The organism is Kribbella sp. NPDC050820 (assembly GCF_040653975.1).
Classification (GTDB): domain Bacteria; phylum Actinomycetota; class Actinomycetes; order Propionibacteriales; family Kribbellaceae; genus Kribbella.
Map to the genome: position 1 here is coordinate 21,517 of NZ_JBFAHB010000025.1, position 23,769 is coordinate 45,285.

Annotated in this window: 21 protein-coding genes; 8 read left to right on the top strand and 13 right to left on the bottom strand. The window is 69.4% G+C overall.

The annotated features are described in order from the left end of the window. The first annotated feature begins 42 nt into the window (after positions 1 to 42). The gene (locus tag AB0H36_RS21990; protein ID WP_360526177.1) at positions 43 to 993 is read left to right on the top strand and encodes a nucleoside hydrolase; all 951 of its coding nucleotides are present in this window, start codon (positions 43 to 45) and stop codon (positions 991 to 993) included. Here the strand turns inward: AB0H36_RS21990 and AB0H36_RS21995 are convergent. Next, positions 976 to 1,575: a TetR family transcriptional regulator gene (locus tag AB0H36_RS21995; RefSeq protein ID WP_360526180.1), complete on the bottom strand. Its 600-nt coding sequence runs from the start codon at positions 1,573 to 1,575 to the stop codon at positions 976 to 978. The genes AB0H36_RS21990 and AB0H36_RS21995 overlap by 18 nt on opposite strands. 71 nt (positions 1,576 to 1,646) lie before the next feature. On the opposite strand from AB0H36_RS21995, the gene AB0H36_RS22000 reads away from it, so the two are divergent. Beyond that, positions 1,647 to 2,216 (top strand): GNAT family N-acetyltransferase, encoded by a 570-nt coding sequence (locus AB0H36_RS22000; protein ID WP_360526183.1) that lies wholly within the window; start codon positions 1,647 to 1,649, stop codon positions 2,214 to 2,216. Between the two features lie 33 nt (positions 2,217 to 2,249). After that, complete coding sequence (gene ubiG / locus AB0H36_RS22005; RefSeq protein ID WP_360526186.1) at positions 2,250 to 3,026, top strand: bifunctional 2-polyprenyl-6-hydroxyphenol methylase/3-demethylubiquinol 3-O-methyltransferase UbiG; 777 nt, start codon at positions 2,250 to 2,252, stop codon at positions 3,024 to 3,026. Between the two features lie 19 nt (positions 3,027 to 3,045). On the opposite strand, the gene AB0H36_RS22010 is transcribed toward ubiG, so the two are convergent. Next, positions 3,046 to 3,567 carry a LysM domain-containing protein gene (locus AB0H36_RS22010; RefSeq protein ID WP_360526189.1) on the bottom strand — a complete coding sequence of 174 codons (522 nt, stop codon included), beginning with the start codon at positions 3,565 to 3,567 and terminating at the stop codon, positions 3,046 to 3,048. 353 nt (positions 3,568 to 3,920) lie between these two features. Between AB0H36_RS22010 and lexA the strand changes: the two genes are divergently transcribed. Both lexA and AB0H36_RS22020 read left to right on the top strand, forming a co-directional pair. Further along, a complete protein-coding gene (gene lexA / locus AB0H36_RS22015) occupies positions 3,921 to 4,697 on the top strand; it encodes a transcriptional repressor LexA (RefSeq protein ID WP_360526191.1) in 777 nt (258 codons plus the stop codon). Positions 4,698 to 4,745: 48 nt separating this feature from the next. Beyond that, positions 4,746 to 5,252, top strand: a complete 507-nt coding sequence (locus tag AB0H36_RS22020) for a glutathione peroxidase (protein WP_360526194.1) — start codon at positions 4,746 to 4,748, stop codon at positions 5,250 to 5,252. A gap of 310 nt (positions 5,253 to 5,562) precedes the next feature. On the opposite strand, the gene ligD is transcribed toward AB0H36_RS22020, so the two are convergent. From ligD to secD, 3 genes are all read right to left on the bottom strand, one after another. After that, positions 5,563 to 6,534, bottom strand: coding sequence for a non-homologous end-joining DNA ligase (gene ligD / locus AB0H36_RS22025; RefSeq protein WP_360526197.1), 972 nt, complete (start codon positions 6,532 to 6,534; stop codon positions 5,563 to 5,565). Next, positions 6,531 to 8,528 carry an ATP-dependent DNA helicase gene (locus AB0H36_RS22030; protein ID WP_360526200.1) on the bottom strand — a complete coding sequence of 666 codons (1,998 nt, stop codon included), beginning with the start codon at positions 8,526 to 8,528 and terminating at the stop codon, positions 6,531 to 6,533. The genes ligD and AB0H36_RS22030 overlap by 4 nt, the downstream gene beginning before the upstream one ends. A 66-nt stretch (positions 8,529 to 8,594) precedes the next feature. Beyond that, a complete protein-coding gene (secD, locus tag AB0H36_RS22035) occupies positions 8,595 to 10,898 on the bottom strand; it encodes a protein translocase subunit SecD (protein WP_360526203.1) in 2,304 nt (767 codons plus the stop codon). 276 nt (positions 10,899 to 11,174) lie between these two features. On the opposite strand from secD, the gene AB0H36_RS22040 reads away from it, so the two are divergent. Next, positions 11,175 to 12,359: a S8 family peptidase gene (locus AB0H36_RS22040; RefSeq protein WP_360526206.1), complete on the top strand. Its 1,185-nt coding sequence runs from the start codon at positions 11,175 to 11,177 to the stop codon at positions 12,357 to 12,359. Positions 12,360 to 12,380: 21 nt separating this feature from the next. On the opposite strand, the gene AB0H36_RS22045 is transcribed toward AB0H36_RS22040, so the two are convergent. Together AB0H36_RS22045 and AB0H36_RS22050 are read right to left on the bottom strand one after the other, a co-directional pair. Beyond that, positions 12,381 to 13,025: a response regulator transcription factor gene (locus AB0H36_RS22045; RefSeq protein WP_360526210.1), complete on the bottom strand. Its 645-nt coding sequence runs from the start codon at positions 13,023 to 13,025 to the stop codon at positions 12,381 to 12,383. A gap of 115 nt (positions 13,026 to 13,140) precedes the next feature. After that, on the bottom strand, positions 13,141 to 14,265 hold the full coding sequence (locus AB0H36_RS22050; RefSeq protein ID WP_360526213.1) for a DUF5931 domain-containing protein: 1,125 nt from the start codon (positions 14,263 to 14,265) through the stop codon (positions 13,141 to 13,143). 208 nt (positions 14,266 to 14,473) lie between these two features. On the opposite strand from AB0H36_RS22050, the gene AB0H36_RS22055 reads away from it, so the two are divergent. Continuing rightward, a complete protein-coding gene (locus AB0H36_RS22055) occupies positions 14,474 to 16,843 on the top strand; it encodes an immune inhibitor A domain-containing protein (RefSeq protein ID WP_360526216.1) in 2,370 nt (789 codons plus the stop codon). Positions 16,844 to 16,903: 60 nt separating this feature from the next. Here AB0H36_RS22055 and hflX read toward each other — a convergent pair whose 3' ends face one another. Next, positions 16,904 to 18,385: a GTPase HflX gene (gene hflX / locus AB0H36_RS22060; protein ID WP_360526219.1), complete on the bottom strand. Its 1,482-nt coding sequence runs from the start codon at positions 18,383 to 18,385 to the stop codon at positions 16,904 to 16,906. A gap of 82 nt (positions 18,386 to 18,467) precedes the next feature. After that, on the bottom strand, positions 18,468 to 19,310 hold the full coding sequence (gene dapF / locus AB0H36_RS22065) for a diaminopimelate epimerase (RefSeq protein ID WP_360526222.1): 843 nt from the start codon (positions 19,308 to 19,310) through the stop codon (positions 18,468 to 18,470). Positions 19,311 to 19,409: 99 nt separating this feature from the next. Between dapF and AB0H36_RS22070 the strand changes: the two genes are divergently transcribed. Beyond that, positions 19,410 to 19,664 (top strand): hypothetical protein, encoded by a 255-nt coding sequence (locus AB0H36_RS22070; RefSeq protein WP_360526225.1) that lies wholly within the window; start codon positions 19,410 to 19,412, stop codon positions 19,662 to 19,664. Here the strand turns inward: AB0H36_RS22070 and AB0H36_RS22075 are convergent. Genes AB0H36_RS22075 through AB0H36_RS22090 form a run of 4 tightly spaced genes read right to left on the bottom strand, consistent with a single transcriptional unit; the run spans position 19,651 to position 23,680 of the window. Beyond that, the gene (locus AB0H36_RS22075) at positions 19,651 to 21,204 is read right to left on the bottom strand and encodes a D-aminoacylase (protein ID WP_360526228.1); all 1,554 of its coding nucleotides are present in this window, start codon (positions 21,202 to 21,204) and stop codon (positions 19,651 to 19,653) included. The two genes, AB0H36_RS22070 and AB0H36_RS22075, sit on opposite strands and share 14 nt — an antisense overlap. Continuing rightward, positions 21,201 to 22,328 carry an o-succinylbenzoate synthase gene (gene menC, locus AB0H36_RS22080; RefSeq protein ID WP_360526231.1) on the bottom strand — a complete coding sequence of 376 codons (1,128 nt, stop codon included), beginning with the start codon at positions 22,326 to 22,328 and terminating at the stop codon, positions 21,201 to 21,203. Before menC ends, AB0H36_RS22075 begins: the two co-directional genes overlap by 4 nt. Further along, positions 22,318 to 22,968 carry an SIS domain-containing protein gene (locus tag AB0H36_RS22085; RefSeq protein WP_360526234.1) on the bottom strand — a complete coding sequence of 217 codons (651 nt, stop codon included), beginning with the start codon at positions 22,966 to 22,968 and terminating at the stop codon, positions 22,318 to 22,320. Before AB0H36_RS22085 ends, menC begins: the two co-directional genes overlap by 11 nt. Continuing rightward, entirely contained in the window at positions 22,955 to 23,680 is a 726-nt protein-coding gene (locus AB0H36_RS22090) for a GNAT family N-acetyltransferase (RefSeq protein ID WP_360526237.1), read from the bottom strand. Before AB0H36_RS22090 ends, AB0H36_RS22085 begins: the two co-directional genes overlap by 14 nt. Positions 23,681 to 23,769: the final 89 nt, after the last annotated feature.

Genomic DNA, 23,769 nt, shown 5'->3' on the forward strand with positions numbered 1-23,769 from the left:
CGCCAACGCCGGGTGGATCCGCTGATGGGTCAGGATGGCGGCATGAAACCGGTGATTCTCGACGTCGACACCGGGCTGGACGATGCCTGCGCTCTCCTGCTCGCCGCCCGCCACCCCGAGCTCGACCTGAAGGCAGTGACGTGTGTAGGCGGCAACGTCGGGCTCGACGACGTGGTGGCCAACACCCTGACCGTCCTGGACGCTGCCGGACGCCCAGACGTGCCGGTGGCAGCCGGAGCCGCGGTGCCATTGCTCCAACCCGTCCGCAACGCGCCGCACGTGCACGGCGCCGACGGCCTCGGCAACCTCGACTGGCCGCGTTCCACACGTACGGCGGGCGCCGGCCACGCGGTCGAGCTACTCCGCGACATGCTGCGGGCAGCCGCCGCGTCAGGCGAGCTGGTGACGCTGATCCCACTCGCGCCGATGACGAACATCGCGCTGCTGCTCCGCACCTACCCGGACGCGGCGGCGGGTCTCCGCGAGATCGTGTTCATGGGTGGCGCGGCCGGGATCGGGAACGCGACCGCCTCGGCGGAGTTCAACATCTGGACCGACCCGGAGGCGGCGGCCGTCGTGCTCACCGCTGCCGCGGAGCTCGGCGTGCCGGTGACGATGTACGGGCTGGACGTCTTCTACGACGTGGTGATCTCGCTCGACCAGGCCCGATCGCTGGGCGGCTCACCAAGTGCCGAGCTGGCGCGGAAGCTGATCGAGAAGCGCAGCGAGCTGTACGCAGCCGAGGGTGCGAGCATCGGCGACGGCGGTGCGGTCTGCGCGGTGATCGACCCGGCCGGGCTTACCACCCAGGCGTTCCCGCTGCGGGTCGAGTTGTCCGGCAGTTGGTCGCGCGGGCGGACGATCGTCGACACCCGCGATTGGACCGCCGACCTCACCAGCGATCCACATGGGCCTTCGCCGACCGTCGTACAGGTGGCGACGGCGGTGGACAGCGCGCGGTACGTCGATCTCTGGCTAGGCACGGTCAAGTAGCTCCATCAGCCGGGCGCGGACGCCGGCCATGAACAGGTCGAGGCCGGCGGCGAAGCGATCGGGTTCGGTCGGCTCGGCCACCACGGCCGCAAGCGTCCAGTGCGCGCTGGTCTCGAAGACGGCCCGCGCCTGCGACTCCGGTGCGCCGAGAGCGACAAGGGACCGGATCTGCGTGCGGACTAGCTCCGCGCGCGATCCGTCACCCTGGTCGCGATCGGGCGTTGCCTTGGCCTGGATCAGTCCGGCCAGACCGGGGTGACCGGCGTAGAAGTCGCGCAACTCGAGCGCGCCGGCCGTCGTCACCGCGATCCAGTCGTCGACGCTGCGGACCTCGTCGTACGCCGTCCGGTCCGCGGCGACGAACTGGTCGAAGGCGTTCCGGGCGACCAGGTCGAGCAGCTCATCCTTGTTCCGGACGTGGTGGTAGAGGGACGGCGCGCGGACCCGGAGGCGCTCGGCCACCGATCGCATGGTCAGGCCGCTCACACCGTCGGTCCGGATGGCCGCCAGCGCCGCGTCGGCGATCGCGCTCACCGAAATGCCGGCCGCGGTGTGCGACGAAGGATGACGTCGTTCGGTCACGAAACCTCGTTGTCGGCCGGCCCTGCCGGGCTGTCTAATGTCGTTAGACAGCCTACTCGAAGGACGGCACCGTGCCTGGACTACGCCCGACCTATCCGCTGCGCACCGAGCGGCTCGACCTGCGGCCGCACCGGATGGAGGACCTGGACGACCTGTTCGCGTTCCACTCGCGACCGGAGGTGGTGCGGTACACGCCGTGGCCGGTGCGGGACCGCGAACAGACCCGGAAGGCGCTCGAGGCCAAGCTCACCCAGGACGCGCTGACCGAGCCGGGCCAGTGGCTCGTGCTCGCGATCGAGCTCCGCGAGACGGGCACGGTGATCGGTGAGGTCCTGCTGAAGTGGGCGAGCGACACCGATCGCCAGGGCGAGATCGGGTATGCGCTGCACACCGACTACCAGGGCAAGGGGTACGCCTCCGAGGCGGCGCGCGAGGCCCTGCGACTCGGTTTCGAGGATCTCGGGCTGCACCGGATCTGCGCGATTCTGGACGACCGCAACACCGCCTCGGCGATCCTGCTCGAGCGACTCGGGATGCGCCGGGAGGGCCATCTGATCGAGTGCGCGTTCTTCAAGGGCGAGTGGGCCAGCGAGTACGTCTACGCGCTGCGGGCGGACGAATGGCGCCGTACCCGCTCCTGACCTGCTGGTTTACTGGTGCCGGGGGTGGTTGCTGTGGGGATCGACAACCAGATCTACAACCGGATCGGCGACAGTTGGTGGGACGAGGCCAATCCGCTGAACATGCTGCACGGGAGCTTCACACCGGGACGGTTCGCGTATTTCCGCGCCGTACTGGACCGGGTCGGGCTGGAGCCGGCCGGGCTGCGGGCGCTGGATGTCGGGTGCGGTGGCGGGTTCCTGGCCGAGGAGTTCGCGAGGCTCGGGTGCGCGGTGACCGGCGTCGACCCGTCCTCGGTCTCGGTCGGGACCGCGCGCCGGCACGCCGACTCGGGCAGGCTCGGCATCGGCTACGCGGTCGCGACGGGTGAGCGGCTTCCGCTGCGGGACGAGACCTTCGACCTGGCGTACTGCTGTGACGTTCTCGAACACATCTCCGACCTGGACCGCGTGATCGGCGAGACCGCCCGGATTCTGAAGCCGGGCGGGGTCTACCTGTTCGACACGATCAACCGGACCGGCGCGTCGAAGATGCTGGCGATCAAGGTCATGCAGGAGTGGCGTCTGACCCGGGTCGTCGACACCGAGTTGCACTCCTGGGAGCTGTTCATCAAGCCGACCGAACTCGAGGAAGTGCTGCGTCGGCACCGGATGCGGCTCGGCGAGATCACCGGCCTCGGGCCGCGGTCGAACAAGGCGGCGCTGGTGTGGAACTTCGCCCAGGCGCGGCGCGGGCGGATCAGCTTCGGACAGCTCAGCCGCTCGATGGACGTCGGCGAGGTGAAGGACACCTCGGTCTCCTACATGGGCTACGCCGTCAAGATGGCCTGACGGTCAGCCTGGCCGCGGCTCAGCGGGCGATCGGGATCTGCAGGGTCTGGCCGGGGACCACGTCGGCGGCGGTGGCCAGGTTGTTCAGGTCGGCGATCCTCTCGACCACGATGGCGGGATCCTGGGCCGGATTCGTCTCCTGGGCGATCGACCACAGCGACTCGCCGGGCGCGACCTGCACCGGGACGGTGTGCGTGAAGTTCGGACCCGGCTCGAGGACGCCGGTGATCCGGAGGCCCAGCACGACGACGGCCGAGCCGAACACGAGCACCGACAGCGCGGTCAGCAGCATCCGCCCGCGGCGGGTCAATCGCAGCGGCGCCTCGGCGGCTCCTTCGCGCCGATGGTGGCGACCGATCTCGTCACCGGAGCACGCACGGACCGGAAGCCGCTCGGTCGTCGTGCCGGCGATCCGCGGCCGGCGGCGCGGCCGAGCCTCAGGGGCCGTCTCGGGTGACCAGCGCCGGACCGGGGCCGTCGGCGCGAAGGCCGTCGCGCCGTCGGTCACCAGCGCCGCCGCGCCTGTCGCCGCTGTGCTCATCGGATCCTCCAAACCTCGTTCAGACCTCGTCCTGCGGTGTCGATCCCTGTCTACCGGGCGCCTCCGACAGTTTCCGAAGACTCCGGCGGCGACCCGGTCCGAACACCTGTTCGATCGAACGCCTGTACGAATGATTAACCGAGCAGTGCCTGTCGCGCAACCACCTCCAACCGGGACACGCCCAGGAAATTCCCCAGGGTCGCGCGCGCCTTATAACCGGACACACGAACAGGCGTGCGAACCGACACGCCTTCGAACAGATGTTTGAAGAATCTCAGGATTCGGTCTACGGTCATGTCAGTCGAGCAAGCTCGGCCGGCGGACCGCCGGCCCGACCCGAGGAGCAACCACCGATGGCCAGGACGCCGAGCGGTTCCAGCAAGGACGAGGAGTCCACGGACCAGACCGTCACGGAGCAGACCGTGACCGAGCTGCCCGACGGCCCGGCCGACGCGACCGGCCTGACCCCGCGCCAGCGCCGGGTCCTGGACGTCATCCGCGACTCCGTCGACCGCCGCGGCTACCCGCCGTCGATGCGCGAGATCGGCGAGCGGGTCGGGCTGACCAGCTCCTCCTCGGTGTCGCACCAGCTCCGTGTGCTGGAGCAGAAGGGCCTGCTCCGCCGCGACCCGAACCGGCCGCGCGCGATCGAGGTCCGCTACCCCGGCGAGGTCGACGCCGCCGCCCGCCGGTCCACGCTCGGCCCGGTGCGCCAGACGACGTACGACGAGACCGGCGCCGGCGACGTGCACCCGGACGCGGCCTACGTGCCGGTGGTCGGCCGGATCGCCGCCGGTGGCCCGATCCTTGCCGAGCAGGAGATCGAGGAGGTCTTCCCGCTACCCAAGGCCATGGTCGGCGAGGGCACGCTGTTCATGCTCAGGGTCAAGGGTGAGTCGATGATCGACGCGGCGATCTGCGACGGCGACTGGGTCGTGGTCCGCCAGCAGCCGACCGCGGACAACGGTGACATCGTCGCTGCCATGATCGACGGCGAGGCGACCGTGAAGACGTTCAAGAAGACCAAGACCGAGATTCTGCTGCTACCACACAACCAAGCGTTCGAACCGATCGACGGCAAGGACGCGATCATTCTCGGAAAGGTCGTAACAGTTCTGCGCCGAGTCTGACATGTCAGACGGCGAGCGAAGTCGGGCGTGTCGTGTCAGCATTGAGTCATGACTGTCTATGACTTCAGCGCACGGCGGATAGAAGGCAATGAACAGTCGCTTGCCGATTTCCGCGACCAGGTGCTCCTGGTGGTGAACACGGCGTCGCAGTGCAGCCAGACCCCGCAGTACACCGGACTGCAGAAGCTCTACAAGACGTACCGGCGTCAGGGCTTCTCGGTGCTTGGCTTCCCCTGCGACCAGTTCGGCCACCAGGAGCCTGGTGACGAGAACGAGATCGCGAACTTCTGCTCGACGATCTATCACGTCACGTTCCCGATGTTCGCCAAGATCGACGTCAACGGCTCGAAGACGCTGCCGCTGTACAACTGGCTGAAGCGTGAGCAGGGCGGCCTGCTGGGCGGGCGGATCAAGTGGAACTTCACCAAGTTCCTGATCGGGCGGGACGGCGGGGTGATCGCACGGTACGCGCCGACCCACTCCCCCGAGAAGCTGGCCGACAAGATCGAGGCGGCCCTCGCGGTTCCCGCACCCTCCCGGGAAGCGAACGACTGACTCACCCGGGCGGAATCGTGGCGGCGATTCCGCAGCCGGCAGCAGTTGACGTGAAAAGCACCAGAGTTCCTGCCGGCATTGCCTGGAATCTTCCCGGCAATGAGACACCTGAACACCATCCGTCGCACCGGCACAGGAATTCTCGCCGCATTCCGGACAATTTCCCCGGGCAGGCTCCGCCGGACTTTCTCCCCGCGCACACGCACATTCGCGTGCATTCGCCCGTGATGTCCAATTACTGAGACGAGAACGCGCATCGGCGTGTCGCGCGGCAATTGCGGATCAGACCAGACCGATCAGGGGCAGCGGATCAGACCACAACGGTGTCGGCGTCGACGTCGAGGCGGAGACCGCGCCAGACGGGATGGCGGAGGCGGGCGTCGGCGGCCCAGCCGGAGTAGGTGACCTCGGCGACCAGGACCGGGTCGAGCCAGTGCGCGATCCGGCGGTCGGACGTCGGGATCGTGGCCGGATCGAACGCCGGGCGGTCGATCTCGAGGCCGGCGAGCTCGGTGCCGAGCATGTCCAGCGTGGCGAAGTCGAGGCCCGACCCGACCTTGCCGATCAGGAGCAGCTCACCACCGGGTTCGGCGTAGGCGCCGCAGTAGAACGAGCCGATCTTGCCCACCCGGTTCCCCTCTCCCGGATGCCAGCCGCAGAGGATGACGTCGCGGGTCTTCACCGGCTTGACCTTGATCCAGTCCGCGCTGCGCCGGCCCGGCAGGTAGCGGGACTTCCGGCGTTTCGCGACCACGCCTTCGAGCCCGGTCGACGCGGACAGCTCCAGCGCCGCGTCCCCGTCGTCGTACGCCGGTGGGGTCTCCCAGAACGGGTCGCCGATGTCGAGTGAGTCGAGCAGCCCGCGCCGGTCGTCGTACGTTGCGTCGAGCAACCACTTGCCGTCGAACCGGAGCAGGTCGAAGAGCCGCACCGACACCGGCACCTCGGTGATCAGGTGCCGCAGCTGCCGTGGGTCGCGGACGTGCATCCGCCGCTGCAGCAGGCCGAACGACGGCGCGCCGTTCTCGTCCAGGGTGACGATCTCGCCGTCCAGTACGGCGGGCAGCCGCAGCCCCGGTGCTTGCGCAACACCGATCAGCTCGGGGTACCCGCCGGACACGTCCCGGCTGTTGCGCGACCACAACCGGCAGACGCCGTCGTCCACCTCGGCGATCACCCGGATGCCGTCCCACTTCATCTCGTACGACCAGCCGGCGCCGGACGGCATCTCCCCGAGCGCCGCCATCATCGGCAGCACCGGCGGGCTGGTCACCGGACTCATGTCGCCTGCAACCGCTTCAACGCGCCGAGCACCTTCTCACGATCGGCGGTCGGCCACATCGGCGGCAAGGAGGCGCGCAGGAAGGCGCCGTACCGCTGGGTGACGATGCGGGGGTCGAGGATGGCGACCACGCCGCGGTCGGAGCTGCGGCGGATCAGCCGGCCGGTCCCCTGCGCCAGCAGCAGCGCGGCGTGCGTGGCGGCGACCGCCATGAACCCGTTCCCACCCGCTTCGTCGACGGCGCGCTGGCGAGCGGCCATCAGCGGCTCGTCCGGGCGCGGGAACGGGACCCGGTCGATGATCACCAGGTTGCAGGTCGAGCCCGGTACGTCGATGCCCTGCCACAGCGACAGCGTGCCGAACAGCGACGTCTCCGGGTCGTCGACGAACTCGCGGGCCAACTCGCCCAGCTGCGCGTCGCCCTGGCACAGCACCTTGAGATCGGTCGCCTCCCGGACTGCAGCCGTCGCGGCCTCGGCGGCCCGGCGGGACGAGAACAGGCCGAGCGTCCGGCCGCCGGCGGCCGTGACCAGGTCGATGATCTCGTCGAACTGCTTCTGGCCGAGCCCGTCGCGATGCGGCGGCGGCAAGTGCTTGGCGACGTACAGAATGGCCTGCTTCTCGTACTCGAACGGGGAACCCACGTCGAGCCCGCGCCACGGCAGCGGACCCGTCTCCGAGGTCTCGCCGAGGTCGGGCATCTCGTCGTCGTCAGCCAGCTTGTCCGCCGGCCGCAGACCCACCTGCCGGGCGATCGCGTCGAAGTCACCGCCGAGCGTGAGCGTCGCCGACGTCAGCACGGCGGTGCGGTCCTTCAGCACGAGCTCACGCAGGAGGCCGGCGACCGTCAGCGGAGCGATCCGGAGCTCGCGGCCGAAGCGGTCCCGATCGACCATCCAGACGACGTCCGCGTCGCTCAGCGCGGCCACCCGCTCGGAGACGTCGAAGATCTCCTTCACCGCGCCCTTCGACTGCCGCTTGGCGCCGTCCGGGTCGTCGTCCTTGTCGTCGGACTTCTTGTTGAGGTCGGAGTACAGCGCGCGGGCGGCGTCGCGGACCAGCGCGGCGGCCTCGAGCACAGGCGCGTTCGACGGCTCGATCCGGCCCTCGCGGGTCCCGTCCAGCGCGGCTCGCAGCGCGTCCGAGGCGTCGATCAGGTCGTCGGCCTTGTCGTCGTCCACGAACCGGCGGGCCCGCTTCGCGGCGCGCTCGACCATCTGCGGCGACAGCTCGTCACCGGCGGCGCCGGTCACCCGGGCCGGCAGCTCGTGGGCCTCGTCGACGATGACGACGTCGTGCTCGGGCAGGACGGTGCGGTTCTCGAACGCGTCGATCGACAGCAGCGCGTGGTTCGTGATGACGATGTCGGCCTTGCGGGCCTCGTCCTTGGCCTTCTCGGCGAAGCACTCCTCGCCGTACGGGCACTTCTGCGCGCCGAGGCACTCGCGAGCCGCGATCGCGACCTGCTGCCAGGCCTGGTACTGGTGTGAGGGCGCGTGGTCGCGGTCGCCGGCCTCGCCGTCGACCAGCTGCTGCTCGGCCCAGTCGCGCAACTCCAGCACCTGCTGGCCGATCTGGCCCGGCGGCGGCACGTCGATGAGCATGCCGTCGTCGTCCGGCGCGCCCTCCCGGATCCGGTGCAGGCAGGCGTAGTTGTTGCGACCCTTCTGGATCGCGTACTTCGGCCGGCGTGGCAGCAGCTTCTCCGTCGCGTCGAGCAGCGCCGGCACGTCGCGGTCGACCAGCTGGGACTGGAGCGCCAGGGTCGCGGTGGAGACGACGACGCGCCGGTCCTCGATCGCGTGCACCAGCGCGGGCACCAGGTAGCCCAGCGACTTGCCGGTGCCGGTGCCGGCTTGGACCAGGAGGTGGGAGCCGTCATGCATCGAGGTGTTGACGGCCTCGGCCATCTCCACCTGACCAGGCCGGGTCTGACCGTTGATTCCGGAGACAGCGGCTTCGAGCAGTTCGCGTACGTCGACTCCCACCGCCACACCCTAGCCCGCGGCACGGACAGATTTCCGGTCCGCCAGGCCAGGCTGTGGACAACCCCAAGAGAGCTAGACGACAGCCCCGCGGTCCGGCTGCGCGTCCCGGTCCACTTGCGGACGCTTCGGCCGCGGCGGCGGCGCCGGGTAGCGGCGCTCGAGCTCCAGCAGCAGCGGCGCTGCCGTCAGGTTCGACGAGTAGGTCCCGACCAGGATGCCGAGCAGCAGCGCGAGCGCGAAGTCGGCCAGCGAATCACCGCCCAGGAACAGCAGCGCGGTCAGGATGAACAGCGTCGAGATACCGGTGTTGATGGTGCGCGGCAGCACGTTCACGATCGCGGTGTCGATGACCGGTCCGAGGTTCTCGGTCGACCGGGCGCTGCGGGTCTCCCGGATCCGGTCGAAGACGACCACGGAGTCGTTCACCGTGTACCCGATGATGGTCAGGATCGCGGCCAGGAAGATGCCGTCGATCGGCTTGCCGGTCCAGGCGAACACCCCGATCACGACCGCGACGTTCTGCAGCAGGGCCAGTACGGCGCCCGCGCCGTACGTCCATCGGAACCGCGCGGCCAGGTAGAGCAGCTGCGCGAGCAACGCGATGCCGAGGGCGATCAGGCCCTTGTTGCGCAGCTCGGTGCCCAGCGACGGGCCGATGCTCTCGTTGCGGATCACCTCGGAGCCGCCGCCGATCCGGGAGATCGACTCGCGGATCTTCTCGGCCTCGTCGTCGCTGATCGTCTGGGTCCGCACGGTGATGTCGTCGGTGCCGGACGCCTGGACCACCGCGTTCGGGTAGCCGGCCTCGGCGACCGCGGCCCGGGCCTGGTCCGGCGTGATCCGCTCGGAGGTGCTGACCTCGAGCAGCCGGCCGCCGGTGAACTCGATGCCGAGGTTGAGCCCGCGCACCACGATCCCGGCGACCGAGACGGCGATCACCGCGACCGTGATCAGCAGCCAGCGCTTGCTGTGCTGCATCAGCGACGGACGCTTCGCCTCCAGCCAGGTCCGGACCCGTCCGTGGCCGGCGATACCGCTGGTCCCCGGGCGCTTCTGCACGAACTTGCGGGCGACGAAGAACTCGGCCAGCACCCGCACGACGACCAGGGCGGACAGCAGCGACGAGATCACACCGATGCTCAGCGTGACACCGAAACCGCGCACCGGCCCGGCGGCCAGGAAGAACAGCAGGCCGGCGGCCAGCAGGGTGGTGATGTTGGAGTCGGCGATCGCGGACAGCGCGTTCTGGAAGCCGCTGCGCAGCGATCTGCGCAGGCCGTCGGTCCGGCCGGCGATGTAGTCCTCGCGGGCCCGTTCGAAGACGAGCACGTTCGCGTCGACCGCCATACCGATCGCGAGAACGAAACCGGCCAGGCCGGGCAGCGTCAGGGTCGCGCCGAGCGCGGTCAGCGCGGCGTACGACATCCCGGAGTAGGCGATCAGGCCGAGCACGGCCATCACGCCGACCAGGCGGTAGATGAAGATGATGAACACCGCGGTGAGCGCCAGGCCGATGATCGCGGCCATCGCGCTGGCCTCGATGGCGTCCTTGCCCAGCGAGGGGCCGACCGTGCGCTGGTCGATCACCTCGACCGGCAGCGGCAGCGCGCCACCCGAGATCAGCGCGGCCAGGTCCTTGGCCTCCGGCTCGGTGAAGGCGCCGGTGATCGTGGTGCTGCCGCCGCCGATGCCGACGTTGCAGAGCTGGTTGCCGCCGTTCGGGTCGACCTGCGGCGCGCTGATCACCTCGTTGTCGAGCACGATCGCGATCAGCCGCTGGGGCGTGTTCACCGGCTGGCAGGCCGCCTTGCCGGTGATGTTCGCCCAGATCTTGCCGCCGTCGCCCTTGAAGTTCATCTCGACGAACCAGCCCTGGGCGGCCTGCTGCGGGTCGAGCCGGCCCTCGGCGCCGCTGACCAGCTCACCGGTCATCGCCGGCTTGGCCAGGCGCAGGAAGCCCTGGCCGCCGGCCTCGGGCGGCAGGTAGGTCTCGCCGGCGGCCGGCTTGGCCGGCTTCGTCGCGACCTGGTCGAGCACCTCGTGGAACGTGAGCTGCGCGGTCTTGCCGATCACCTGTGCGGCCTCGCGCGGGTCCTGCACACCGGGCAACTCGACGATGATCCGGTTCTCGCCCTGCCGGGTCACGCTCGGCTCGCTGACCCCGAGCGCGTCGATCCGGCGGTGCAGCACCTGGATCGCCTTGTCGGTGTTGGTCTTGTCGGCCTTCACCGTCGGCGAGTCGTTCGCCTGCAGCACGATCTGGGTGCCGCCGCGCAGGTCGAGCCCGAGCTTCGGCTGGGCCGTCAGGACGACGTACGTCGACAGGGCCAGGACGACGAGCGCGAGCAGCGCACGAACGATGGACGACCGGTTCACAACAGCCTCCGGAGCTGGGCACCCGCGTCCGGCGGGTGTCATGAAAGCGAGCACACCACATCCAGACCCGGCCCGGCGTGGAACGCACAGTGTACGAAGCCATTCAAGCGCATCCAGGCGGCCAGGGAGTGCCATGGCATCAGGTCGCAACCGAACTGATTGACGCCTCAGGTGAGCACGCCCTAGCTTCTCAGCACCCTCGTTGCGTAGTCGCCTGCGGACCGAGGGTGATCACCCCTCCGCCCCGGTGGGTGATGAGTTCCCTGAGGAGGAACCGTGCGTCATCGCATCAGTCTGTCCCTCGGCGCCGCCGCTCTGGTGCCGGCACTCGCCCTGGCGACCGCCGGCACCGCCGGCGCCGCGCCCACCCCCGAACCGCAGCGGATCGTCCCGGTCCAGCTCGCGAAGGCCGAGGCCGGTGTGACCGCGGTCAAGGACACCTACATCGTCGAGCTCAAGAAGGGCGTCCGGCTGAAGAGTGGCCTCGGCATCGCGCCGCAGCGCCAGTTCAGCACGGCGGTCAACGGCTTCAGTGCCAAGCTCAGCCCCGCTCAGGTCGCGGCGCTGCAGAAGAGCCCGGACGTGGTCGCGATCTCGCAGGACGTGTACGTGCAGAACGTGCTCGACGCGACCCAGACCAACCCGCCGTCGTGGGGGATCGACCGGATCGACCAGCGCAACCTGCCACTTTCGAAGTCGTTCACCTACAACCGCACCGGCTCCGGCGTGCACGCCTACATCATCGACTCCGGCGTCGACCCGTCGCACCCGAACTTCGGTGGCCGGGCCACCTTCGACTTCAACGGCATCGACTCCAACAACACCGACTGCAACGGGCACGGCACCCATGTGGCCGGCACCATCGGCTCGGCGTCGTACGGCGTGGCCAAGAGCGTCCGGCTGCACGGCGTGAAGTGGCTGAACTGCAGCGGCGGCGGTACGGCGTCCTCGGCGATCGCCGCGGTCGACTGGGTGACCCGCAACGCGGTGAAGCCCGCCGTGGCCAACGCCTCGTGGAACTTCAGCGCGAACACCACGCTGGAGAACTCGCTGCGCGCGATGATCAACTCCGGCGTCTTCCTGGCCGCGTCGGCCGGCAACACCGGTGCCAACTCGTGTGACCGGCTGCCGCGCAAGATCTCGACCGCGCTGGTGGTCGCGGCGTCCACGAGCACCGATGCGCGGGCGTCGTACTCGAGCACCGGGTCCTGCGTGGACATCTACGCTCCGGGCTCGGCGATCGTGTCCACGCTGCCCGGTAACACCACCGGGTCGTACAACGGCACGTCGATGGCCACGCCGCACGTAGCGGGTGTCGCGGCTCTCTACCTGCAGGGCAGCCCGTCGGCGAGCCCGGCCACGGTGAAGTCGTACATCGAAACCAACGCCACGCCCAACGTGATCAGCGGAGGCTCCACCGGCGGCACTGTGAACCGCCTGCTCTACAGCAACGGCCTGTAGGCCACGGGGACGCCCCCGGGGTCACTCGGGGGCGTCTATCCCGTGCTCGATCGCGTAGCGGACCAGTTCGGCCCGGTTGTGGAGTTGCAGCTTGCGCAGGGTGTTCTGCACGTGGTTCTCCACCGTCCGGTGGGACAGCACCAGCCGAGTCGCGATCTGCCGGGCAGTGAGCCCACGTGCGACGAGTCGGAGCACCTCGGTCTCCCGCTCGGTCAGCTTCGGCACCTCAGGACCTGACGAGTCGGTCCCGAGTCGCCGGTACTCCCCCAGCAGCAGTCCGGCCAGTCCGGCGCTGAACACGGCATCGCCGTCCGCAGTACGCCGTACTGCGTCGTCGAACTCGTCCAGGGACGCCGACTTCACCAGATAGCCCGACGCACCGTTCTTCACAGCGGCCAGTACGTCGTCCTGCTCGGCGCTGGCCGACAGCACCAGGACCCTGGTGTCCGGCAGCGCCGTGGTGATCTCCCGGGTCGCGTCGACACCGGAGCCGTCGCCCAACTGCAGGTCCATGACCACCACGTCCGGCCGAGTCGCCAGCGCGATCTTCACCGCGCCGGCGACGTCCGAGGCGGTCGCGCACACGTCGTACCCGCGACTGCCCAGGTCCCGAGCGACGCCTTCGCGCCACATCGGATGGTCGTCGACGATCATCACCCTGGTCATGGGGCCTCCCGGCCTGGACTGAGGAGTGGAGGGAGCGAAGCGACCGGAGGGACGAGGGAAGGCCGGGAGTCAAAGCCCCATGGCCCGCGGCGCCGGAGGCGTCGCATCAATACCGTCATGCCGTACCTACCTTCAGTTCCCACTCTGTTCCTTCGCCGGGGGCGGTCCGGACCGCGACCGAGCCACCCAGGTCGGTGATCCGGCCGCGGATCGACTGGCTGACGCCGAGGTGCCCGTCGGACCGGGCCTCCTCCAGCCGGGCGAGCGTCGTACCGGCTCCATCGTCGCGGATCGACACCAGCACCTCGTCGCCGAGGTCCTCGACCACCACCCAGGACCGCGCGTCCGGGCCTGCGTGCTTGTCTACGTTGCTCAGCGCTTCCTTGACCGCGGCAACCAGCTCCTCGGCGACGGCGGCCGGCAGCAGCACCTGCCCGGCCGGTACGACGACATCCACCCGCGTGGTGGCCAACGGCAACAACAGACCGCAGAGGTCGATCCGGTCACCCTCGGCAACGGTCGGCCGGGACGACATCAAGGTGCGCAGGGCAACCTCCTGCTCGGCGGCCAGCTTGGCCAGCTCGACCGCCTCGCCGCCGATCGCGGTGCCGCGGCGCTGCACCTGGGCCAGCACCTGCAGCACGCCGTCGTGGATCGACCGGCTGAGCCGGAGCCGCTCCGCGGTCGCGCTCTCGGCGGCGATGGCTTCCCGGAGTCGGGCTCCCGCCTGGCGCATGGTGGAAGCGGCATACCCGACGACCAGACCGGCGACCAGCAGGAGCTGGACGTTGCTGAGGATCTTGGAGACGTTGTCGACGCCGCGCAGCGACAGCAGCGCCAGGCTGACTGCCGCCGCACCGAGCAGGCCGCCGTCCCGGCCACGCGAGATCGCCAGCGCGATGACCGGCCCGGCCGCCCACACCGAGGTCAGCACCGAGGCGCCGGCCCGGATGTCCAGCAGCGGCTGGGCAAGCAACGTCAGGTACATGCAGCCGATCGTGACGACCAGGTCGGCGAACGCCAGCCGGGTGTTGCGCCGTCCCCAGCGCCGGCTGTAGCCGATCGAGGAGATCACCGTCCAGATGCCCATGATCGTCATCTGGAGCACTGCGCCGTACGGCCGGACGATCCCGTCCCACCGGGTCCAGACGCCGAAGCACGCGAACGCCCAGGTGATCAGCCGGAACACGACCAGCGCGCGCCACAGCGGCTGCAGCAGGTCGACCGAGTCTCGCTCCACGCGGACAGTGTGCCAACCGTGACGGTCCGGCCGCCTGAGTAGTTCCCCGTGACGATGCAGGATTCCCCGCGGGTTTCCGGGATTTTCCGGTATGTGCTTCAGGAATCACCGATTTTGACCTACTGTCGCGCAGAACACGCTCGGGGGAGCTCTGAACACGTCGCGTCACCAAGCGCGGCGGGTATCCATATAACTACGGAGGGGAATTGTGCGCAAGCTACCCGTCGGGCTCGTGAGCCTGGCACTGGCGGCGACTGCTGGGGTGGGTCTCGCCACAGCCGGTAACGCCGCACAGCAGTCCCCGGAGGTGGACGCCGCGCAAGTCGCGGGCGAGGCGCCCACCGGGGACGAACTACCGAGTCCGCTCGAGGACAAGCGTCGCGAGCTGCGCCAGGAAGCCCTGACCAAGGTGCTGAGCGGCCAGGCCAAGGTGGAGAAGCGCGGTGCCAGCACCGTGGTCAACCTCGGCCCGAAGGCGAAGGGCGCGAAGGGCGTCACGAACGCCACCACCGGACGCGTCGACCAGTACGTCGAGCTCGGCCGGGAGAAGACCGACCGGATCTTCGTCGTCCTCGCCGAGTTCGGCAACACCCGGCACCCGAGCTACCCCGACCAGGACACCTCGACGGCGTTCCCAGGCCCGGCCACGTTCGACGGACCGCTGCACAACGCGATCCCGGAGCCGGACCGCTCGGTCGACAACTCGACCGTCTGGCACCCCGACTACAACCGCCAGTACTTCCAGGACATGTACTTCGGCACCGGCAACTCGGTGAAGAAGTACTACGAGAAGCAGTCGTCCGGGCGCTACAGCGTCGACGGCGAGGTCACCGACTGGGTCAAGGTCCAGTACAACGAGGCCCGCTACGGACGGTCCAACGGCTTCCCGTGCGGCGGCAACGTCTGCAACAACACCTGGTTCCTGATCCGGGACGCGGTGAACCAGTGGGTCGCCGACCAGAAGGCGGCCGGCCGGACCACCGCGGAGATCGCCGCCGAGCTGAAGACGTTCGACCAGTGGGACCGCTACGACTTCGACGGTGACGGCAACTTCAACGAGGCCGACGGTTACATCGACCACTTCCAGATCGTGCACTCCGGCGGCGACCAGGCCGACGGCGACCCGTGGCAGGGTGAGGACGCGATCTGGTCGCACCGCTGGTACGCCGGTTTCGCCGGTGGTCCGGCGAACAACCCGGTCGGTGGCGCGCAGGTCGGTGACACCGGGTTCTGGGTCGGCGACTACACCATCCAGCCGGAGAACGGCGGCATCAGCGTCTTCGCCCACGAGTACGGGCACGACCTCGGTCTGCCCGACCTGTACGACACCTCCGGCCCGCCCGTCGAGAACCACGTGAACTGGTGGTCGATCATGGCGCAGAGCCGGGTCGGCAAGGCCACCGACGGCGGTATCGGCGAGCAGGCGGCCGACTTCGGCGCCTGGGAGAAGCTGCAGCTGGGCTGGCTGGACTACGAGGTCGTCGCGGCCGGCCAGAACAAGACCGTCGTCCTCGGCCCGCACGAGTACAACTCGAAGAAGGCCCAGGGCCTGGTGGTCACGCTGCCGAAGAAGGAACGGGTCAACGAGCTCGTCCCGCCGGCGGCCGGCAGCAAGTCCTGGTGGAGTGGCCGTGGCCACCTGCTCAACAACACGATGAGCCGGCAGGTCGCGATCCCGGCGGGCACCACGACGCTGAGCTTCAAGGCCAACTGGGACATCGAGGACTGCGGTACGACGGCCTGTGACTACGCCTACGTCGAGGTGAACGACGGCACCGGTTACCAGGCGATCCCCGGCAGCATCGCGAACGCGGCCGAGGGCAACGGTATCGACGGCACCAGCAACGGCTGGGTCGACGCGACCTTCGACCTGTCGGCGTTCGCCGGCAAGACGGTCGGCCTGCAGTTCCGCTACAGCACCGACCCGGCGGCGGGTGGCAAGGGCTTCTTCGCCGACGAGATCAAGGTGACCAACGGTTCGACCACGCTGGTCGAGTCCGGAGCGGAGGCGACCCCCGAGGGCTGCACGCTGAACGGCTTCAGCTCGATGGGTGCGAGCTTCACCAGCCTGCACGACAACTTCTACCTGGCGTCGCACCTGAACTACGTGTCGTACGACCAGCACCTGCAGACCGGCCCGTACAACTTCGGCTTCCTGAACACCAAGCCGGACTGGGTCGAGCACTTCCCGTACCAGGACGGCCTGCTGGTCTCGTACTGGGACACCTCGGTGGACGACAACAACACCAACGAGCACCCCGGTTCGGGTCTGATCCTGCCGATCGACTCGCACCCGGTCCCGATCAACAAGATCGACGGCACGCTGTGGCGGCCGCGGGTGAGCGGGTACGACGCTCCGTTCGGCCTGGAGAAGGCGGATTCGTTCACGCTGCACACGAACGGCCAGCCGAGCTACATCCGTGGCCAGGCCGGTGTGTCCACCTTCAACGACAGCAAGACCTACTGGTACGCGGAGCAGCCGAGTGCCGGTGTGAAGGTCCCGAACAATGGCGTCAACATCAGGGTTCTCGACCGCGACGGCACGACCATGACGGTCCGTGTCACCAAGCGCAGCTGATGCCTTGAGTAACAGGAAACCGGCCCCGGGAGCTGCTCCCGGGGCCGGTTTCTGTTGGTCCTACTTGGCCGCAGCCACCTGGTACGGCGTGAGGTCGCCGGCCAGCGCCGGGTGGACCCGGGCGCTGACCCGGGTGCCTTCGGCGGTGTGCTCGAGCTGGTCGACCGAGCCCTCGGAGTGGATCCGGGACACCAGGTCGCCGCGCTCGTACGGCAGCAGCACGTCGAGGGCCACGTCCGGCTGCGGCAGCGAGGCCTCGACCAGCGCGCGCAGCTTGTCGATGCCCTCGCCGGTGTGCGCCGACACCACCAGGGCCCGCGACTCGCGGTGCAGGATCGGAGCCAGCGCGATCGGGTCGGCCACGTCGGCCTTGTTGATCACGATGATCTCCGGCACGTCGGACGCCCCGATCTCGGCCAGCACCTCGCGGACCGCCTGGATCTGCGCCAGCGGGTCGGGGTGCGAGCCGTCGACCACGTGCAGCAGCAGGTCCGCGTCCGCGACCTCCTCCAGCGTCGAGCGGAACGCCTCGACGATGTCGTGCGGCAGGTGCCGGACGAACCCGACGGTGTCGGTGAGGGTGAACACCCGGCCGTCGGACGTGGTGGTCCGGCGGGTGGTCGGGTCAAGGGTCGCGAACAGCGCGTTCTCGACCAGGACGCCGGCGCCGGTGATGCTGTTCAGCAGCGAGGACTTGCCCGCGTTGGTGTAGCCCGCGATCGCGACCGACGGGATCAGGTTGCGGCGCCGCTCCTGGCGCAGCGTCGACCGGGTGCCCCGCATGGACTTCAGCTCGCGGCGCAGCTTGGCGATCTTGGTGTTGATCCGGCGCCGGTCGGTCTCGATCTTGGTCTCACCGGGACCACGGCCACCGATACCGCCGCCGGCCGCGCCGACGCGTCCACCGGCCTGGCGGGACAGGTTGCCACCCCAGCCGCGCAGCCGCTGCTTCATGTACTGCAGCTGGGCCAGCTCGACCTGGGCCTTGCCTTCCTTGCTCTTCGCGTGCTGGGCGAAGATGTCCAGGATCAGCGCGGTCCGGTCGACCACCTTGACCTTGAGCCGGTCCTCCAGGTTGCGCAGCTGCGCGGGAGCCAGCTCGCCGTCGGCGATCACGGTGTCGGCGCCGAGCGAGGCGACCAGGTTGCGCAGGTCGACCACCTTGCCGGAGCCGATGAAGGTCGCCGGGTCCGGCTTCTTGCGGCGCTGGATCACGCCGTCCAGCACCTCGGAGCCGGCCGTCTCGGCGAGCAGCTTCAGCTCGGCCAGCGAGTTGTCCGCGTCCTCGGCGCTGCCCTCGGTCCAGACGCCGACCAGCAGCACCCGCTCCAGCAGCAGCTTGCGGTACTCGACCTCGCTGATGTCGGTCAGCTCGGTCGACATGCCGACCACGCGGCGCAGCGCCTGGCGTTCCTCGAGCTCGAGCCCCTCGGTGCTGAGCTCCGAGTCGTGACCCGTCAACGAATCGCCGGAGTCATCGCCCTGGATCAGGTCGAGTTCGACGTCGGTGGTCTCGTCGTAAAAGTTCGAATGGGTCGTCATATACCTTCCATCGTGGCACGGGCCACCAGTACAGGCGACCCGATTTCAGACGTCAACGCCCCACGCCCCGGCTGAATTCCCTTCAGGCAGGCAACCAGGCCCGGTCGAAGTCCCCGCGAGCGTGAATCACGGCCGGCCCGGTCATCTCGAGGTGGTTGTCCGCACGCCACGTAACGGTCACAGAACCCCCGGGTACGCCGACACGGTAAGTGACCGGCCGTTCCTGCCGCGCCTGGCGGGCCGACGCCACCGCCACCGCGCACGTGCCCGTCCCGCAGGACCGCGTCTCCCCCGCACCGCGCTCGTGGACGCGCATGTCGACGTCGTTCGGCCCCCGCCGTATGACGAACTCCACGTTCACGCCGGCCGGGAAGGCCTCCTCCGGCGACCACAGCGGCTGGTCGACCAGGTGACCGGGCTCGCTCAGGGAGTCGACGAACGCGACCGCGTGCGGGTTGCCCATGTCGACGTGCATGGCCGGCCACTGGTGCCCGTTCGCCTCGACCACGATCCCGGCCGGGCCGGGCAGCACCGGCTCGCCCATGTCGACGGTGAAGGTGCCGTCGTCGTTCTGGACGACCTCCTTGATCCCGGCGCGGGTGCCGACCCGGACCGGCTTGTCGCCGGCCAGCCCGGCGTCCACCAGGTACCGGACGAAGACCCGGATGCCGTTGCCGCACATCTCGGCGATCGAGCCGTCGGAGTTCCGGTAGTCCATGAACCAGTCGCCGCCGTCCTCGACGTACGGCTGCTTGCCGCCCTCGATCACCCGCAGCACGCCGTCCGCCCCGATCCCGGCGTGCCGGTCGCAAAGGAACCGCACCAGCCCGGCGTCGAGGTCCCCGTGGATCGTGCCGTCCGGGTCGGGCAGCAGCACGAAGTCGTTCTCGGTGCCGTGGCCCTTCAGCCAGGGGAACGTCGTCATCCACGTCCTCGCTTCGCTCCGGGCGCGGATGACGATGGGTCACTGTGCTTGATGATGGCCTCGCTTCGCTCGCCCATATGAAGATCGTACGGTGTCCCCATGGAGGCCTACTTCTGGGAGCGAGACGACGCCGAGGCGGTGGCCGACCGGCTGGACGGCGTCGTCCGGCGGGGCCGTTTCCACGGTGAGGACGACGACGAGGACCACCCGTGGGTCGTCGTACTCCAGGATCCTGATCACGCGGTCCTGGACGACCTCCTCACCGAGTACGACGGCTGGCTGGAGACGACTGATGAGCGGTCGACCGCGCCGACGCCCTTGCCCACAGCTCCGAAGCGCTTCAAGAAGCCCTGAGCACGCGCCCCGGCCTACGTCCCGTCGGTACGCCGTCCCGCAGCACCGGATCGCCCGCCACGAGGACCTGCTCGATCCCGGTCGACAGCTGCCACGGATCGTCGTACGTCGAGCGGTCCGCAACCTCGGCCGGGTCGAGTACGACGAGGTCCGCGACGGCACCCGGTCGCAGCACGCCCCGGTCGTCGAGGCCCAGCCGGGACGCGGGCAGTGACGTCATCCGGCGAATTGCCTCGGGCAACGTGATGACGCCCTGGTCGCGGGTGTACCGGCCGAGGACCCGTGGGAACGTCCCGAAGTTGCGGGGATGCGGATGCCCGGATCCGGAGCCGGCGAGCACCCAGCCGTCGCTCGCCACGCTGGTGCACGGATGCCGAAGGACTGTCACGACGTCGTCCTCGCTCATCGCGTGGTTCACGACGCTGACCGCGGCCTGGTGGTGCTCGAGGACGCGCAGGACCGCCTCGGCCGCGTCCACGTCGTCGCGGCGAGCGATCTCGGCGACGCTGAGGCCGCGGCTGTCCTCGTAGCGCCCGGGCGGCAGGGACGCGATCACAACAGCTTGCGGGTTGAACAGGTCGGCCGTGCGCAGGTCATTCGCGATCCGCTCTCGCTCGGTCGGGTCCTTCAGCCGGGCCAGCAGGGATGCGGTGCCACCGGCCAAGGCCCAACTGGGGAGCCGGGTCGTGAGGGTCGTGCTGGAAGCGGTGTATGGGTACACGTCCCAGCCGAGGTCGAGGCCGTCGGCGCGAGCCTGGTCGAGGCGTTCGAGAGCCCGGTTCACCAGGCCATAGTTGGGTGCACCGACGGCCTTGAGGTGGGAGACCTCCAACCGGGCACCACCGGCCTGGGCGGCCGCGATCGCATCGTCGAGCGCCTCGATCAGCTGGGCGCCTTCGTTGCGGATGTGCGTCGAGTAGAGCAGCCCGCACTCCCCCGCGGTCGCCACCAACGCCGCGACCTCCTCCGCGGAGGCGTACGTCCCCGGCGCGTAGATCAGCCCGGTGGAGAACCCGACCGCTCCCTGGTCCGCGGCCTCCCGCAACAGTGCCTGCATCTGCCGCAGCTCGTCCGGCGACGGCGCTCGGTCGGCGCCGCCCATGACAGCCAGGCGCAGCGAGCAGTGTCCGACCTGCAGCGCGATGTTCACCGCCGACTCCACCACGTCGGCGAAACCGCCGGCGTCCCGCCAGGACCAGTCGTGCTTCGGGTCGAGGAACGCCGTACCCGCCTTCAAGGACTCGAGATCCGTGATCGGGAACGGCGACCAGCCGCAGTTCCCGGTCACCAGGGTCGTGACGCCTTGGGACAGCTGGGTGGTCGCCTCCGGCGCGGCGAGCACGGTGAAGTCCGCGTGCGAGTGCAGATCGATGAACCCGGGTGTCACCACGTTGCCCGTGGCATCGATCACCTCGGCATCGGCGACCGGCGTTTCCGGCGGTACGACGTCGACGATCCGCTCACCGTCGACCAGAACGGTCGCGGGTACGGCATCGGCCCCGGTTCCGTCCATGACCTGGCCGCCGGTGATCGCGATCAAGCCTTCACCTCGAGCGTCGCCACAGTGTGCGCGGCGATCAGGTCGGTGTCGACGTCATGCCCGAGACCAGTTGCCGTCGGCACCTGTACGAGGCCCTGCCTGGCGACCACGGATGGCGTGATCACGTCCTGGGCGTAGTACTTGTCCGAGGCGGACACGTCCGACGGGAGGCTGAAACCGGGCAGGCTGGAGATCGCCACGTTGGCGGCCCGGCCGACGCCGAACTCGTGCATGCCGCCGCACCAGACCGGGATGCCGGCCCGCCGGGCGCGGTCGTGCGCGGCGCGAGCGGCGGTGAGACCGCCCATCCGCGACACCTTGATGTTCAGCACCCGCAGGGCATCCAGCGCGAGCGCCGTCTCCAGGTCTGCGAGCGTCTCCACGCTTTCGTCCAGGCAGATCGGCGTGACCAGGTGCCGCTGCAGACGGGCGTGGGCGAGCAGGTCGCGAGGGGCGAACGGCTGCTCGATCATGGTCAGCTCGTACTCGTCGAGGGCGCGCAGGGCGGCCAGGTGCTCAACCGACTCGGTGTAGATGCCGTTGGCATCGACATGCAGGTCCAGGTCAGGGAAGTCGGCCCGGACAGCGCGGACCGGTTCGACATCCCACCCCGGTGCGATCTTCAGCTTGATCCGCGGGTAGCCGGCCGCGACTTGTCGCCGTACCTCGGTCAGCAGGTCGGCGATGCTCGGCTCGATGCCCAGCGACACCCCGGCCGTGACCTCGGTGCGCGTGCCGCCGAGCGCCTGCGCCAGCGGGATGCCCTGCGTCGCGGACCACAGCACCCAGGCGGCCACATCAACACCGGCCTTGGCGAACTGGTTGCCGCGGACCTTGCCCCACAACTGCGGCACGTCCTCCGGCCGCTCCCACGGCTTGCCGAGCACGGCTGGGAGCAGGTAGTGCTCGGCCAGGTGCCAGCATGTCTCGACAGTCTCCGGCGCGTAGTACGGATCGGATGACGACGCGATCTCGCCCCAGCCGACCGCGCCCGAGCCGTCGATCAGCTCGACCAGGATGTGGTCGAGCATCGTCTTGCGGTGCGAGCTGGTGCGGAACGCGTGCACCAGCGGCAGCCGAACCCGATGCAGCCGGGCCGTGCTGACGGTCAGCTCAGTTGACATACAGTCCCAACTCCGTGTTCAGCCGATCGCGCTCGCCGAGGCGCCGGCGGGCGCCCTTCGCGCTGGCCGTGGTCAAGGTCGCCAGCACGTGCAGCACGGACGCGACGACTGTCGGCGAGTCGACGTACGACGCGCTGCCGGTCGCGACATAGATGCACTGGTCCGCGAACTTCGCCAGCGGCGCATCCTCGAAATCGGTGACCGCGACGAGCTCACCCCCGGCCTCGACGAAGGCGCGGGCCAGCTCGACGGTGTCGCGGCGATAGCGACGCAGCGAGAACGCCACCATCAGGTCGCTGGACCGGACATCGGACAGTACGTCGATCCCGCGCACGACCGTGCCGTCGATCAGCGTGACCTGGGACAGGCCGGCGCTGAGGTCGAAGGCGAGCAGCGACGCGTACGAGAACGACTTCGCCGAGCCCGCGATGAAGCGCCGGCGGGCCGCGACGATCCGGGCCGCCGCCTGGGCGATCGAGTCGTCGGCCAGGATCTGGTCCAGGGCGGCCTCGATCGACGCCCGCTCCTGCTCGACCACCCGGCGCTGCAGCAGCGTCGACGACCGACGTTGCAGCCGCGCGTCGAACCGTTCGTGCGGACTGGCCAGCTCGCGGTTGCGCGCCTCGTCAGCTCCGGCCATCGTCCGCCGCCCCGAAGAGGTAGACCGCGGTCCGGTTCGGCAACCGGCGGCAGGAGTCGGCCGCGAGGCCCTTGCCGAGCAGGTCCAGGAACCCTTGGCGGACGCGCTCCGCGATCTCTGGCGTGACCGCAGCCGGATCGGACGGCAAGGCCAGCCACGGGCGGTCCCCAGCGCCGCCCAGGACTCCCCAGTCCGCCTCGGTCAACTCGAGCTCGAGGTGGTCCTGCGCGCGTGGCTGCGCATGCAGGTTCCACTCGACGACCACTCGGTCGCCACCCGGTCCGTACATGTCCGGCGCGTACCAGCGGCCACGCGCGCCGAGCACGTCCAGGTTGAAGTGACCGTTGCGGATCTGGAACGGATCGTAGGTCCAGCGCATCCGGGTCATGCCGTGGCTGAGCGCGACCTCGCGCTGCGCGTGCTTGAGCAGGCGGCCCAGGCCGTGGCCCTGCTGGTCCGCGGCCACCACGGCCGACTGCGAGTAGTGGTAGAAGCCGCGCCGGTCGGTGCCGCAGAAGCCGTAGGCGAAGGCGACGAGCCGATCGTCCTCGTCGAGAACGCCGACAACAGAGCCGCCGTTGCTGACCAGCGCGCCGAGGAGTCGCGGATTCAGCGCGTACTCCGGGTCCTGGTAGCCGAAGACCGCGCGGTACAGCGCGGCCGCCTCCGCGAACCGCTCAGCGGTGGTGAGCGTGACGGGCCGGAACGCCACTACGAGCTCCTCAAAGATATGAAACGGATCCTGATGCCGTCTTGAGTAAATCCCTCACGGACAGAGGCAGTCAATCGGTGACCGAATGA